Origin of the sequence: Pseudomonas sp. Ps21-P2, from assembly GCF_039672565.1 — a bacterium.
GTDB lineage: Bacteria > Pseudomonadota > Gammaproteobacteria > Pseudomonadales > Pseudomonadaceae > Aquipseudomonas.
The window spans coordinates 141,403-154,994 of record NZ_JBDFPL010000003.1 but is presented as its reverse complement, the minus strand read 5'-3'; the positions used below and the strand labels follow the sequence as shown (position 1 = coordinate 154,994).

12 protein-coding genes are annotated in these 13,592 nt (G+C 60.2%); 2 read left to right on the top strand and 10 right to left on the bottom strand.

Features of this window, described 5'->3' with window-relative positions; genetic code table 11:
* Positions 1–93: 93 nt before the first annotated feature.
* Complete coding sequence (locus ABEH28_RS08345; RefSeq protein ID WP_346629640.1) at positions 94–1,524, bottom strand: pyridine nucleotide-disulfide oxidoreductase; 1,431 nt, start codon at positions 1,522–1,524, stop codon at positions 94–96.
* A gap of 805 nt (positions 1,525–2,329) precedes the next feature.
* Here ABEH28_RS08345 and ABEH28_RS08340 point away from each other — a divergent pair.
* On the top strand, positions 2,330–2,728 hold the full coding sequence (locus tag ABEH28_RS08340) for a hypothetical protein (protein WP_282370865.1): 399 nt from the start codon (positions 2,330–2,332) through the stop codon (positions 2,726–2,728).
* A gap of 11 nt (positions 2,729–2,739) precedes the next feature.
* On the opposite strand, the gene ABEH28_RS08335 is transcribed toward ABEH28_RS08340, so the two are convergent.
* From ABEH28_RS08335 to ABEH28_RS08325, 3 genes are all read right to left on the bottom strand, one after another.
* Positions 2,740–3,213 carry a hypothetical protein gene (locus ABEH28_RS08335; protein ID WP_346629639.1) on the bottom strand — a complete coding sequence of 158 codons (474 nt, stop codon included), beginning with the start codon at positions 3,211–3,213 and terminating at the stop codon, positions 2,740–2,742.
* 86 nt (positions 3,214–3,299) lie between these two features.
* Positions 3,300–3,560, bottom strand: a complete 261-nt coding sequence (locus ABEH28_RS08330; RefSeq protein WP_282370862.1) for a DUF1652 domain-containing protein — start codon at positions 3,558–3,560, stop codon at positions 3,300–3,302.
* Between the two features lie 357 nt (positions 3,561–3,917).
* The gene (locus ABEH28_RS08325) at positions 3,918–4,394 is read right to left on the bottom strand and encodes a GNAT family protein (protein WP_192174343.1); all 477 of its coding nucleotides are present in this window, start codon (positions 4,392–4,394) and stop codon (positions 3,918–3,920) included.
* A gap of 343 nt (positions 4,395–4,737) precedes the next feature.
* Here ABEH28_RS08325 and ABEH28_RS08320 point away from each other — a divergent pair, with 343 nt between their 5' ends.
* Positions 4,738–5,670 (top strand): hypothetical protein, encoded by a 933-nt coding sequence (locus ABEH28_RS08320; protein WP_346629638.1) that lies wholly within the window; start codon positions 4,738–4,740, stop codon positions 5,668–5,670.
* Between the two features lie 1,135 nt (positions 5,671–6,805).
* On the opposite strand, the gene dctM is transcribed toward ABEH28_RS08320, so the two are convergent.
* The 6 genes from dctM to ABEH28_RS08290 form a co-directional block, all read right to left on the bottom strand.
* Positions 6,806–8,089 (bottom strand): C4-dicarboxylate TRAP transporter large permease protein DctM, encoded by a 1,284-nt coding sequence (gene dctM, locus ABEH28_RS08315; protein ID WP_065989499.1) that lies wholly within the window; start codon positions 8,087–8,089, stop codon positions 6,806–6,808.
* Positions 8,089–8,721: a TRAP transporter small permease gene (locus ABEH28_RS08310; protein ID WP_192174346.1), complete on the bottom strand. Its 633-nt coding sequence runs from the start codon at positions 8,719–8,721 to the stop codon at positions 8,089–8,091. The genes dctM and ABEH28_RS08310 overlap by 1 nt, the downstream gene beginning before the upstream one ends.
* A gap of 120 nt (positions 8,722–8,841) precedes the next feature.
* Complete coding sequence (locus tag ABEH28_RS08305) at positions 8,842–9,840, bottom strand: TRAP transporter substrate-binding protein (protein ID WP_346629637.1); 999 nt, start codon at positions 9,838–9,840, stop codon at positions 8,842–8,844.
* Positions 9,841–10,018: 178 nt separating this feature from the next.
* Positions 10,019–10,843 carry a CoA ester lyase gene (locus ABEH28_RS08300; RefSeq protein ID WP_346629636.1) on the bottom strand — a complete coding sequence of 275 codons (825 nt, stop codon included), beginning with the start codon at positions 10,841–10,843 and terminating at the stop codon, positions 10,019–10,021.
* Positions 10,844–10,912: 69 nt separating this feature from the next.
* Positions 10,913–12,112, bottom strand: a complete 1,200-nt coding sequence (locus ABEH28_RS08295; protein WP_346629635.1) for a CaiB/BaiF CoA-transferase family protein — start codon at positions 12,110–12,112, stop codon at positions 10,913–10,915.
* Between the two features lie 129 nt (positions 12,113–12,241).
* Complete coding sequence (locus ABEH28_RS08290; protein WP_346629634.1) at positions 12,242–13,591, bottom strand: MmgE/PrpD family protein; 1,350 nt, start codon at positions 13,589–13,591, stop codon at positions 12,242–12,244.
* Position 13,592 lies beyond the last annotated feature (1 nt).

Genomic DNA, 13,592 nt, shown 5'->3' with positions numbered 1-13,592 from the left:
CCAACATCTAGTTTGCGCGACTGCATCACGGGCAAAAAAAATCCCGGGCTGCCTAACCAAAGGAGCGCCGGGATTCGGGTGTTGCAAGGAGCATCAGGACTGCGCGTTGACCAGCACCGGCCAAAGGAATGGCAGGCGTTCTTCGCTGCGACTGGACACCAGCCGTGGCGCAGCAGGGATGGGCTGCACGACCGGGGTCTGCAAGCGGGTCAGGACCGAATCGATCACCACGCCGCTGGCGTCGTGATGGAACTGCCAGACGCCGTAGATGCGGCCATCAAAAGACGCCTCGCTGCCCAATCGCGGATCGACGCCCAGTCCTGCCCCCAGACCGAACAGGTGCAGGCCATGCAGGCGCTGACCGCTGGCATCCAGCGGACAGCCCGACGGGTCGGAATCCAGTCCGCCCTTGACCTCCATCAGCGTGATGGCCTCCCCCCCGGCATGACTCAATGCCGGCAGCACCGGCTGATAACCGGTGCACTGCACGACAATGTCGGCTTCCGCCAGCGCCTGACGGGCGCGCTCGAACTGATCGGCCGGGCCCTGATGGGTCTGCAGCAACTGCACGCGGACGCCGGTCTTGCCAATCTGGCCTTTGGACAGGGCTTCACGCCCCACGTCCAGCGCCCGGTAGCGCAAACCGCCCGAGCGGTTGACCCGGCCCGAAACCGGGCAGACATCCCTGGCCGCATCGAACGCATAGCCGGCGTCAAGCGCGGCCTGGGCAGTTTCGTAAAACAGGCGGATCGGCGAACGGTGGACCAGCGTCACTTCCTCCAGGCCGGCGAATTCCAGCGCGTCGGCCAGGTTTTCCAGCACCGAGAACGCGCTGTGGGAGCCACCCACGACGCACACCCGGCCCTTGGACGCCAGCGTGGTCGCGAAAAGGTGGCGCAGTTGCACGGCATTCATCCTCAACAGTGCGTCGGCGCTCTCGATCCGCGCGGAAGGTGGTACCGCGAGGCCTTGATCCGCCAAGCTGTCGAGCAGATGCTGCGGGTCCTGCCAGCCACCCAGATTGAGGACGACTGCGCGGCTGCGAATACGCCGACTGCGGCCTTCGGACTCGACCCACACTTGATACTCGTCACCCTCACGCACGATCTCGGTGATCGTCGTGCTGCTCCATAGCTTCACGCCGTAGCGCTCGACGATAAAGTCGAGCACCAGCTTCGAGGCTTCCGCCAGCAGTTCAGCGACGTCCGCCAACTGCGGCGCGCTTTGCGCCTGACGACGGATGCGCCAGTAGGCGGGCGAATGCTCGAGAGGTTCGAATACATCACGCAAAGCCAGGTCGCGCAGACAATCAAGGAACACATCGCCCACTGAGTTGGCGGTGATCCGGTAATCGCCCAAACGGCCCGTGCCCGGCGTGGGACTGGCGTCGACAATGATTAAACCTTCCTTGGCCAGTTCTGGCATGGCGCCACTTTTCAAGGCGTTGAAAAGCAGTCCCATCCCCGCAGGTCCGGCACCTCCTACTACGCAACCGCAAACGGTTTCCAGATGATCTCCTTGCATAACTGTCACTCCACGCTGGGTCGTTACCGTATCGCCACGTGCGTTAAAAACCGCCCCACTTACGTGGGCGTTCAACCGCTACCGCTGAAGCGACGTCTGGACTTTCAAGTTGAAAAATAAATGAGCAATGACTGAACTACTGCACTTCTGGCAGACACAACTACCGCAGTGATTTGCATCACGTCGGTGGTGATAAAGGGTCGGATGACCGACGCGAGGTCGATCGATTGGTGCAGGCTCTGGGACGCCGCTTTCGGGGCAGCAGCTCGTTTCATGAGCCGGCCGGTCGCCACCTGTTGAGGCTTCCCTTCGTCAGGTTTCTTAGAAGGACGCTACCGCCAACTCATCGCGCGTCTGAAAGGAATAATCATGAAACGAGAAGTGTCGGGCGCTTGCACTAAGCGCGGGTTATCTAAGTTGAAAACGTAACGTGATGTTTGCAGGGATCAGATGAAGTGTCAATTTTTTGAGAAAACGCTGCATCAGCCTAGCCGGAGACATAACTCATTGTTTTTAAAGGAATTAGAAAATATGACGCCATTATTATGTCGCCTCATCTGAGCCCCATGTATTTATAAAATAAGAAGGCTTGGCAATTTAGCTGCAAAACTCAGGTCGCCGATGGATAAGTGCTCTTATTCGCAATAAGGCATTGGGGTAAGCGTCATCCTTAGTTGCAGTTACCAATCACCGGGGACGTCTTGAAGCGTTTATTGACGTCAGAAGTTTTTCAGCTTCATATACATTTACTTCCCCTTGAAGAGCAGAGGCACTCTCTGGCGTGTCCGATGAATGGAGAATTATCGTGAGCGGCGATGAGAACTATTCCGCCCTGGCATGTCTCCATTGTCATGCTGAGCACTTTCCAACGGACAGAGAGGTGACCCTGATGAATGCTGATAAAAACCGTCGGTCCAGCATTGCCGAAATTGATTATTCGCGAGATACGCTGTTTGGCCCTATTCCCATGCAGGCCACCTGCCGAGTGCGACTGGCCACCATCGAGCATGACGGTCACAGCCTGCGCGAGCTGACGATCATCGGCGACGTGCCGGATTATTTGCACAAGTCAGCGATCATTCGCGTTGCGATGGATGGACGCGTGGAAGCAGGGCCTGTGCGAGAACACTATGCGGTTCAAGACAACGGCGAAGAGCAGTTCAAACTGCTCTTCGAAAACGAGCACCGTCGCCGGATGCATTGAGAAAGGTAGGATTACTGTTGGCCGATGTGCACGTGAATGGCCTGAGCGATGCCCAGCGGTTTGCTGGATCGAGTCTCTGAAGCACCCAGCGCTGAGGGGCTCAGCGGTGCAGGCGTCAGTGGTGGTGAGCTGAAGAGCAACGCCGCTGCGGAGGCAGACGCCTCTTCTGACGTAGCGGACGTGCCGCTCTCCGGCTGACCTGCCGGCGCGATTGCGGCGCCGTAGCGCAGGCCTTCTACTTGGGGTTTGACTTCCAGCACCGGCTCGGCGGGAAGAAGCCGTTGTCGCTCCAGGGATGTCATAGGCGGCCGGAAGCTGGCATTTCGCGTTTCCAGGCGCTCCAGCATCGTGACGATCGTCGCCGCGCCCACCACCACAATCCCCAGCAGGCAGCCGAGGCCGATCATGACCTTGCGACGGCGGCGCAGAGGCGCCACTCGTTCCTGCTCTCGTATCACCTCGATCCCGGGTTGCGCGTGCGCCATGCAAATCCTCAATATCCCGCCTGGCCGCTTTGGGCCGATACAGACCAACATAAGGCCGAATGGCGATTATTGCTAGAGCCCCGCGCTCACCCCGCCAATGCATGGGGGTAATGCCTGGCCCTTTCGAGCTCGGCCTGGAGATCTCGAATCAGTACGCACAAGGCGTGGCTGTTATCGAGGGAATCCAGGGCAATATTGGAAGCGAACAATTCGACGTGCTCGGTGACGGGGTCGATGACTTCAACCGTCATCACATCCTCCAGCACCGTGCAGTTGCAGCGCAGAGGCAGAAACGCACTTTCTATGATGCTGCGCAGTTCAAGATTAGAGAGCGTACAGGCAATCATCTTCAATCCTCCACAGGCAGGACTGGGTGATGCGTTCAGCCACTCGCCTGACTATAAGTAACCACTTCCAGGACGCTGGAAATGTTTCCCGTGCCTGCCTGCCATTCGGCAAACAGGAATATCCAAGTTATACGCCGCGCCCCAAAGTGAAGCAAACAACCGCGATTGCCCGCACTCAATTGCGCCAGACACAGGTTGGCTGAGCAAAATCGATTCATCGGAATAGAACCTTCCTCGTTAATCGTTTAACTAGCGGGGTCAGCGGATCAATCGACACGATCAGGCGGCGAGCATGCGCTCAGCCATTCGTCGGGCGTCCTTGGGCAGCCCGACGAGTGACGTTATTTGCTGATGGGATCAGCTGCGTGGCAACTTGAGATGAATGAGGGCAACGCGAGCGCCCTTTTTGTCCTGACGCTCTTCAATGGCGAAGGGTTTGAATCCCAGCTTGGGGTAGAAGAGCAATCCGGGAACGTTATGGTTGAAGCAGGAAGCGGTCAGTTCCGCCGCTTCATGTTTGCCGAACGCCAGCTCCATCATGCAGCCAATCATGTAGCGGCCAACGCCCTTGGAGCGAAAGCGCGGGTCGATGATGACGTTGCCCATGGAGCACCGGCCTCTGAAGTCGTAGCGGGAGAAATTGGCGAATCCTACCACTTGGCCGTCCAGCTCGATGACGGTGTTGTCCGAGCGCTGCGCGATGGATTCGTTGAGCTGCTCCGGTGTGAGCGGGAATACCGCCTTCGGAAACATATAGAAGAGCTCGTCAATGCTCTGAGGCATATCGCAGATGAAAGGGACGTCTTTTTCTTCCAGGGGGCGATGGACAAACATGCTGGGTTACCTCTCGAAGAAACAGTGGCTGTGGGCGGACTATAGCTGTCAACCTGCGGGGGTGACGTTATAAGACACCATCCAGGCATAAATGTGCCGGAATGTTGCGCATTGACGGAATCCGTCGCAGAAGATTGTCGCAAACCTCTGACAGCCATGGAAATCCCGTCACCGGGCAGAACGCATCCGCACTTTTGGGACGTTCATGCATTTTGCACGGCCGCTTTAGATAGCTTAATTTACAGGTCATTGATTTTTAAGAGTTTTTATTCGAATCCGCAGCTGGCACAGGCAGTGCACCGTAATGGGGAGAAGCACAACATCATTCGCACGGAGCAGCACAATGAACGTCTCACCTGATTCTTATCCTGCCGCTGTAGAAGAGTCCTCCTCGGTCTCGGGCGTGTCCTGGGGCGCCATCTTTGCTGGCGCCGCCGGTGCCGCCGCGTTGTCCCTTATCCTGGTTCTGCTGGGTTCGGGTCTTGGTTTCTCGGCGATGTCGCCCTGGGCCAACGAAGGCGCGAGCGCCAAGACCATCGGTATCTCGACGGTCGTCTGGCTGGCGCTGACGCAGATCGTGGCATCCGGTCTTGGCGGTTACCTCGCCGGTCGTCTGCGCGTCAAATGGGCCAACATGCACGGTGACGAAGTCTACTTCCGTGACACCGCACACGGCTTCCTGTCGTGGGCTGTCGCTACGCTGGTGGCCGCCGTGTTGATCATCGGTTCGGTCAGCGGCATCGTCGGCAGCGGCGTGAAAGCCGGTGCTACCGCGGTTGCCGGTGTTGCAGGTACTGCCGCCACTGCGGCCGGTTCTGCAGCGGGCAATACCAGCAGTGACCAATACGGTTACTACATCGATTCGCTGTTCCGCGATGATCGTCCTGCTGCTGTCAGCGATGATGCTGCCCACGGCGTGGTGGTGCGTATCTTCACCAAGACCATGGCCAACGATGGTCAGCTGGCTCCGGAAGACCGTACCTACCTGGCACAGCTGGTCGCTCAGCGTACCAACTTGAGTCAGGCCGATGCCCAGGCGCGTGTTGATCAGGTTTACGGTCAGGCCAAGCAAGCTGTTGCCGATGCCAAGCTTAAAGCTCAACAGGCTGCCGATGCTGCCGCGAAGGCCGCTGCAACGGCTGCGCTGTGGACATTCGTTTCGCTGCTGTGCGGTGCGTTCGTGGCCAGCCTTGCCGCTATCTGGGGTGGTCGTCGTCGTGATGCGGTGACGTATGTCGAAACCCGTGCTTATTCCACTACTTCCAGCATTCGCTGATTAAGGAGAGTCATCATGCGTTCACTACTTCTGTGGTTCCTCGGCATTCCAATCCCGATCATCATTTTGATTGCACTGTTTGTGCATTGATTGAGTGATTGATCAAAGATCCGCGCTGTTCTCCCCGAGGCAGCGCGGATTTTTTTCGTCTGGATGAAAGTGGAGTTGTCCGTTGGAGAGATCAAGAGCGTCTGCCTAAGGGCAGACATTTCGCCTTCGGCGACTTACTTTTGAAAAGCACCAAAAGTAAGCAAAAGTGCCTGCTCTTGGTTGGGCCCTTCCTTCGTCAGGGTACCTTCACTCCGGTCTCGCTCCGTGGGCCCGCGCCGAACGGGCATCCATGCCCTGACGGCGCTCTCGCCGCATCCATGCGGCTCGACCCACTCCACGAGACCTACGTTCAGCCTGCACCCAAGTCGCGATTGGCGGTGTCTGGAGTTTTTGTGTACGAAGATCAAAAGCGGGTTTAAGCAGATCAAGGGCTTCCCGGCTGAAGCCGGTCCTACAAGAGCCGATCGCGCTGACTGCAAAGGTTGCCTTTAGTGGGACCGGCTTTAGCCGGGAAGAGGCCAGTCCAGTCGCCAACAATTTGCTGAGCGCCCCCTACCTGTGGGAGCGAGCTTGCTCGCGAATGCCGTATTTCAAACACCAGATATTCGGGGAATGTACCGCCCCCTTCGTGAGCAAGCTCACTCCAACAAGTCCCAGCGTTGATCTACCCTCAATCTGTCCTTGATCTGCCCTTGATTTGCTCTTGATCTGCTGTTGATCTTGATCTTCATGCACAGAAAGCTCAGACGCCGCCAATCGCGACTTGGGTGCAGGCCGAACGCAGACAACGCGCAGTGGGCCGAGCGGCATGGATGCCGCGAGAGCCGCCCCCCGCCATGGATGGCGGATGGCGGCGGGCCCACGGAGCGTCGTCGGAGTGAGGGAACCCTGAGGAACGAAGGGCCCAACCAAGAGCAGGCACCCTTGGTTACTTGGGGTGCTTTTCCAAGTAACTCGCCGAAGGCGAAACGTCTGCCCTTAGGCAGACCGCCGTAGATCTTGATCTTGATCTTGATGTTGATATTGATCTTGATCTTGATATTGATATTGATCTTGATGTGGCTCTAAGAACGACCCCCATCTCTCATGGCATCCCCAACCAGTTCGGCAGTGCCAGCGAAATGTACGGCACGTACGTCACCAGCAACAGGAACACCAGCAGGATCGACAGCCATGGCAACGCCGCACGAATGGTCTCGCCCAACGTCAGGCCCGTCACCGCAGACGTCACGAACAGATTGAGCCCCACCGGAGGGTGGACCAGTCCGATCTCCATGTTGACCACCATGACGATGCCCAAGTGAATCGGATCAATGCCGAGCTTCATCGCGATCGGGAAAAAGATCGGCGCCAGGATCAGGATGATTGCCGAAGGCTCCATGAAGCTGCCCGCGACCAACAGCACAATGTTCACCATGATCAGGAAGCCGATCGGAGTCAGGCCTTCGGAGATGACCCACGCGGTAATCTGCTGTGGGATTTGCTCTGTGGTCAGAACGTGGGCAAACAGCATGGCGTTGGCGATGATGAACATCAGCATGATCGACAGCCGGCCCGACTCCAGCAGCACCTTCGGGCAGTCCTTGAAGCTCATGTCCTTGTAGACGAACAGCGCGATGAACGCCGAATACACCGCCGCCACCGCCGCCGCTTCGGTCGGAGTGAACATGCCGCTGTAGATCCCGCCGAGAATGATGACCAGCAGCATCAGGCCCCAGAACGCCCGTTGCGCTGTGTGCAGCCATTGGCGGAAGGTCACCCGTGGCTGGGCCGGGAGTTTCTTGACCCGGGCGACGATGTAGATCACCACCATCAGGATCACGCCGAGCAGAATCCCGGGGACCACACCGGCAATGAACAGTTTGCCGACCGAGGTCTCCGTCGCAGCGGCGTAGACCACCATCACGATCGAAGGCGGGATCAGAATGCCCAGCGTACCGGCGTTGCAGATGATGCCCGCGCCGAATGCCTTCGGGTAACCGGAGCGCACCATGCCGGCGACGGCTATCGAACCCACGGCTGCAACGGTCGCGGGCGATGAACCGGACAGCGCCGCAAACAGCATGCACGCCAGCACCGCCGCAATCGCCAGACCGCCGCGGATGTGACCGACGCAGGCGTTGGCAAAGTCGATCAGCCGCTGCGCGACCCCGCCCGTGGTCATGAAGGCGCCGGACAAGAGGAAGAACGGGATCGCCAGAAAGGTGTAGCTGTCGGAGGTTTCGAACAGCTTGATCGCCAGCGAACTCAACGAGTCCGGGCTGAACAGCAGGATCGAAACGGCGCCGGACAAGCCCAGGGAAATGGCGATGGGCACGCCCAGGAACATGAAAACGAACAGCAGCAGGAACAGGCAGATAACAGTCATCAGTGCTGCTCCTCGGCAGGGTTGGCGAGTTTGCTCGCTTCAGCCGCTTCGTCGGCCAGACCCAGCCCGGTCTGCCGGTGCGTCCAGATGCGGTAGAGGATTTCCAGGTAACGGGCGATCACCAGAGCAAAGCCGATCGGCACGATGACCGCGATGTACGCGACCTTGATGCCGTAACGATCCAGGTCTTCGGCACCGATGCCGGCCACGAACAGCGCTGACACCCACTTGTAACTGGCAACGAGGAACAGACCGGCGTACGCCAGGCAGCAGGCACAGGCCAGCATCGCCAGAATTCGCTGAACCGGCTTGCTGGTTTTCTTGACCAGCGCGTCGACCCCCAGGTGGCCCGCCGTGCGCACGCCGTAGGAAATCCCGAAGAAGATCAGCCAGCCAAACAGCGCTTTGGTCAGCGCCACGCTCCAGGTCATGCCTTGGGCGTAGCCCATCAGGTGGTCGCCGATGGCGGCGAAAAAGTCGCTGCTCACCGTCCATTGATCGCTGAGGGAATAAAACAGGGTGTAGATGTTGTTCAACGCCACGTAGACGAAAGTCACGAGGGTCATGGCAGCCAGCAGGAAGGCAATGATGCCCTCCTCCAGATGCTCCCAGAGTCGCGTCAGCGGGTGCATAAGCATTCTCCGAACGAAGCCGAATGTAGCCGGGCAGAGCGACGGCCGTGGAGGCAGACCACCCGCGAAACGGGTGGCCGCCGGGCCGTCACGGTCTGTATCGAGAAGCGTAGGAAGGGCTCAAGGCGCCTTGTTCGAATCGTCGGCGGCCTTGATCAGGTCAGCACCGATTTCTTCGGAGAATTTGTCCCAGACCGGCTTCATGACGTCACGCCATTTGGCGCGCTGCTCGGGGGTGAGCGTCACGATTTCGCTGGTTTTGGCATCGATGATTTTCTGCTTGGCGGTCTGGTTCAGCGCCTCGGCCTGCTTGTTCACCTCGACGGTGACCTGATCCATGATCTTTTGCAGTTCGTCACGCACATCCGCCGGCAGGCCGTTCCAGAACTTGGAGTTGGTGATCACCATGTAGTCGATCAGGCCATGGTTGGACTCGGTGAAGAACGGCTGCACCTCGTTGACCTTCTGGCTTTCGTAGTTCGACCAGGTGTTTTCGGTGCCGTTGACGGTGCCGGTCTGCAGGCCCTGGTAGACCTCGGCGAAGCTCATCTTGCGCGGGTTGGCGTGCAGGGCGACGAATTGGGCTTCGAGCACGCTGGAGGCTTGAACGCGGAACTTCAGGCCACGGGCATCTTTCGGTTCAACCAGCTTTTTGTTGGCGGACAGTTGCTTGAGTCCGTTGTGCCAATAGGCCAGGCCATGAATGCCCTTGTCATCCATTGCGGTCAGCAATGCCTTGCCCTGGGGACCCTGCTGGAAGCGATCAACGGCGGCGAGGTCGTTGAACAGGAACGGCAGGTCGTAGATCTGCACTTTCTTGGTGTACTGCTCGAATTTCGCCAGGGACGGCGCCAGCATCTGCACGTCGCCGAGCAGCAGGGCTTCCATTTCCTTGCCGTCACCGAACAGCGAAGAGTTGGGATAGACCTCGACTTTGACCTTGTCTTTCAAGGCCGGGTCGGCGGCGACCATCTTCTGGAAAAGCAGCGCGCCCTGCCCCTTCGGCGTGTTTTCCGCCACCACGTGGGCGAACTTGATCGTGATCGGGTCAGCGGCCTGTGCAAGGCCGGCCATAGACACCGCAGCCGCGCAGAAGAGCGCTTGGGTCAGCTTCAACATCGATATCACCTTTTTATTTTTGTAGGAGCTTATGTTTGAAGGAGCAGGTGGAGCGCATGAGCATAGTGCAACCCCACGATGACGAAGCCCCGGTGTTTAGAGAATCAGCATTTGTGTAAGCCGGCGTTCGGGGTTGATGAACGCGATGACGCGTGAAATTAATCACCGGAGATGGGATTTACCCTGCCGCCAGCGCCAGCAACCGTTGAGCCCTGAGCAGCACCGGCGCGTCGACCATCTGCCCCTCCAGCTGAAACGCGCCTGCCCCCTTGGCCACCGCGCTGGCCTTGATCACCTTTTGTGCCCAGTTGAGGTCATCAGCGCTGGGGGTCAGGGCGGCATGGATCACCGGCACCTGGGCGGGATGGATGCACAGCGCGCCGCCGTAACCCATGTCGTAGGCGTGGCGAATGGCGCGGTGCAGGCCTTGGGGGTCGCCGATGGCCGGGTGCACGCCGTCCAGCGGTGGCAGCAAATCCGCGCCTCGTGAATGCAGTTGCACCGACATCCGCGCCTGATCGAGAAACATCTGCGCGGCGTGGGTGCCGCTGTTGAGGTTCAGGTCCAGCGCCAGGTCGAGTCCGCCAAACGACAAGCGTTCAACCCCCGGGGCATGGGCAATCTGTTCCAGGACCAGCAGGCCCTTGGCGCTTTCGATGATCGGCAGGACCGGTTTGCCTGTCTGCCAGACCGCCGCGACGTGAGCAGCGCTTTCGACCTTCGGCAGCAGCACCCCGGCGACGCCCGAGTGGTGTCGGCAAAACCCTAGATCATCGGCGTGTTCGGCATGAGTCGGCGCATTAACCCGCACCCACACAGAGGCTTGGGGGTTGTCGTTCAGGAAGGTCGCGAGATTGTCCCGGGCCTGGCGCTTGAGGGGTTCTTCGACGGCGTCTTCGAAATCGACGATCACCGCATCGGCGCCCGCCGCCAGGGCTTTGGCAAAACGATCGGGGCGACTGCCGGGGACGAACAGTGCGGAGCGGATGAGGGTGTGAGCCATGTCGGTGTCCTGAGAGTGTCCTGTAGGAAGGGGTGCGCCGCGCAAAAAAGCCTTTTGCAGAAACAGGCGCTAGACCACTCTGCCCGCCGCCATCCGCGTCTGGTCTTCCGCCGAAAACCCCAGCTCGCCAAGAATGCTGCCGGTGTGCTGGCCCAAACCCGGCACGCCGTCCATGCGCGGCGTGAACGCGGTGTTATGGCCGGGCGGCAGCAGCGACGGCAGCGGGCCGGACGGGCTATCAACTTCGCGCCAGCGATCGCGGGCCTTGAGCTGCGGATGGTCCCAGACACCTTGCATGTCGTTGACCCGCGCATTGGCGATCTGGGCGTCTTCCAGACGGGCCACCACGTCATCGACGCTCAAGGACGCGAAACCGTCGACGATGATCTGCCGCAGCACCTCACGGTTTTCCGAGCGTTTGAAATTCGCCGAAAAGCGCTCGTCGGTGGCCAGCGCCGGATCGAGCAGGACCTTCTCACAGAACAGCGCCCATTCGCGCTCGTTCTGCAGCCCCAGCATGATCGTGCCACCGCCGCCGGTGGGAAACGGCCCGTAAGGATAGATCGTCGAATGGGACGCACCGGCCCGTGGCGGTGGCGGCGCGCCGTTGTAGGCGTAATACATCGGGTAGCCCATCCACTCCACCAGGCTTTCCAGCATGCTGACGTCGATGCGGCTGCCGTCCCCGGTCTTGTCCCGCAGCATCAGCGCCGACAGAATCCCGGTGTAGGCGTACATGCCGGCCGCGATGTCGGCGATGGAACAACCGGCCTTGGCCATTTCGTCTTCGCCAGGGCCTCCGGTGACCGACAAAAAGCCGCCCTCGCTCTGGATCAACAGGTCGTAGGCCTTCTTCTTCTCGTAGGGCCCGCCTTCGCCGTAGCCGGAAATGTCGCAGACGATCAGGCGCGGGAAGCGTTCGTGCAGGGCATCGAACGACAAGCCCATGCGTGCAGCGGCGCCCGGCGCCAGGTTCTGCACCAGCACGTCGGCCTTGGCGAGCAGCGACTCCAGAATGTCGCCGGCCTCATCCTGCTTGAGGTCCAGGGTCAGGCTTTCCTTGGAGCGGTTGGTCCAGACGAAATGCGAGGCCAGGCCGTCGACGCGCTGGTCGTAGCCACGGGCGAAATCACCGACGCCGGGGCGCTCGATCTTGATCACGCGGGCGCCCAGATCCGCCAGTTGCCGTGTGCAGAACGGCGCCGCGATGGCGTGCTCGAGACTGACGACGGTGATGCCGTCCAGAGGACGCGGGGGTTGTTGAGTCATGTTCGTAAACCTCTTCAAATCCCCTGTAGGAGTGAGCTTGCTCGCGATAGCATTTTGTCAGTCAGGGCTGATGGGGCTGACACACTGCAATCGCGAGCAAGCTCACTCCTACAAGGGTTGGCGTTCGCCCTAGATCAAAGTGACCAGATCCTGCGCATCGCGCAGCTGCCAGACCCGCTGAATCAATGCCGTGCCCTGCTCCACCGTGCGTGCGCCGGAGAACGCCAGCAGGCGCTGCACCTTGTCCTCCAGCTCTGTCCGCGACAGGGTGTTGCCCGGATCGCCTTTCGGCTCATCAATGCCGGCGCTAAGGGTGCGGCCATCGGTGGTGGTCACGATCACCCGACCCAACCAGCGCGCGGGATAGGCGCCGTCGACCTCCGGGTCCAGCTCCATCGTGACCTTTTCGCGGAAAGCGGCGACGTCGGCATCGGTCAGGGCGAGGTCGCGGAATTCAATCAACTGTGCGCTGCCGTGAACGGCGATCAACCCGAGCACTGCGCCCATGGAAAACTTCGCCTGATGCACGGTCTGCGGTACATCGACCCGGCCAAGCACATCGATGGCGCCTTGATGAACCCGCGTGACCACCTTGGCGATCTGGTCATGGCGCAAGCCTTCGCGCTGCATCAGGTGGAGCAGCGCATCCGCGGCCGGATGGGTGTGGCGGCACGAAGCGTGAAACTTGAACGACGTCTCGACCAGCGCCCAACGGCTGCCGAGCCGATCGGACAGCTTCGCGGGATCGCTGTCGCTGGACATCCCTGCGGCCATGCCCTGATCGCCCTCGAGAATATTGCGCGCGCCGGTGAGGCCGTCTTCGGTGAGGTACGCTGCCAGCAGGCCATCGGCCGCCGCCTTGGCGGTGTGCAGCTGTTTGGAATCCGCCGCGTCACGCAGGAATTCCCACAGCCCGGCGGCCTGGGTGCCCGCCGTGCCCAGCAGGTTAATGAACTGCTCTTTGTCGAAGTTCAGCAGCTTGCCCACGCCCACCGCAGCGGCGAGGGTGCCGACCGTCGCGGTGGTGTGGAAGATGCGGTAGTGGGAGCGGCCCATGAATTCGCCGATGCGGATGCCTGCTTCATAACCGGCGACCGAGGCCAGCAATAAATCCTGCCCGGTTTTGCCGAGGTCCTGAGCCGCTGCGAGCACCGCCGAGAACACCACTGTCGCGGGGTGCAGCACTGAACTGTTGTGCAAATCGTCCTGCTCAACCAGGTGCGAAGACGCGCCATTGACCAGCGCGGCGAAGTACGCCGAGGTGCCGCGACCGCTCACCAGAATTTTCGCCTTGCCCTCTCGCGGGCCCATGCGTTCGGCGTAGCGCTCAAACAGCGGGATGGGCCGCGCGCCCTGGCTGGCCAGCGCCGAACCGATCCAGTCGAGGAACAGGTCTTCGGTGCGGTCCAGCACGACGCCGGGAATCTGCTCGTAGGTCAGCTCGGCGAGGAAACCCGCCAATGCCTGGGTATGGCTCATT

What these genes read in the sequence shown, in the direction of transcription:
- ABEH28_RS08345 (WP_346629640.1), bottom strand. Translation starts at nt 1,524, where the DNA reads ATGCAAGGAGATCATCTGGAAACCGTTTGCGGTTGCGTAGTAGGAGGT.
- ABEH28_RS08335 (WP_346629639.1), bottom strand. Translation starts at nt 3,213, where the DNA reads ATGGCGCACGCGCAACCCGGGATCGAGGTGATACGAGAGCAGGAACGA.
- ABEH28_RS08330 (WP_282370862.1), bottom strand. Translation starts at nt 3,560, where the DNA reads ATGATTGCCTGTACGCTCTCTAATCTTGAACTGCGCAGCATCATAGAA.
- ABEH28_RS08325 (WP_192174343.1), bottom strand. Translation starts at nt 4,394, where the DNA reads ATGTTTGTCCATCGCCCCCTGGAAGAAAAAGACGTCCCTTTCATCTGC.
- ABEH28_RS08320 (WP_346629638.1), top strand. Translation starts at nt 4,738, where the DNA reads ATGAACGTCTCACCTGATTCTTATCCTGCCGCTGTAGAAGAGTCCTCC.
- dctM (WP_065989499.1), bottom strand. Translation starts at nt 8,089, where the DNA reads ATGACTGTTATCTGCCTGTTCCTGCTGCTGTTCGTTTTCATGTTCCTG.
- ABEH28_RS08310 (WP_192174346.1), bottom strand. Translation starts at nt 8,721, where the DNA reads ATGCACCCGCTGACGCGACTCTGGGAGCATCTGGAGGAGGGCATCATT.
- ABEH28_RS08305 (WP_346629637.1), bottom strand. Translation starts at nt 9,840, where the DNA reads ATGTTGAAGCTGACCCAAGCGCTCTTCTGCGCGGCTGCGGTGTCTATG.
- ABEH28_RS08300 (WP_346629636.1), bottom strand. Translation starts at nt 10,843, where the DNA reads ATGGCTCACACCCTCATCCGCTCCGCACTGTTCGTCCCCGGCAGTCGC.
- ABEH28_RS08295 (WP_346629635.1), bottom strand. Translation starts at nt 12,112, where the DNA reads ATGACTCAACAACCCCCGCGTCCTCTGGACGGCATCACCGTCGTCAGT.
- ABEH28_RS08290 (WP_346629634.1), bottom strand. Translation starts at nt 13,591, where the DNA reads ATGAGCCATACCCAGGCATTGGCGGGTTTCCTCGCCGAGCTGACCTAC.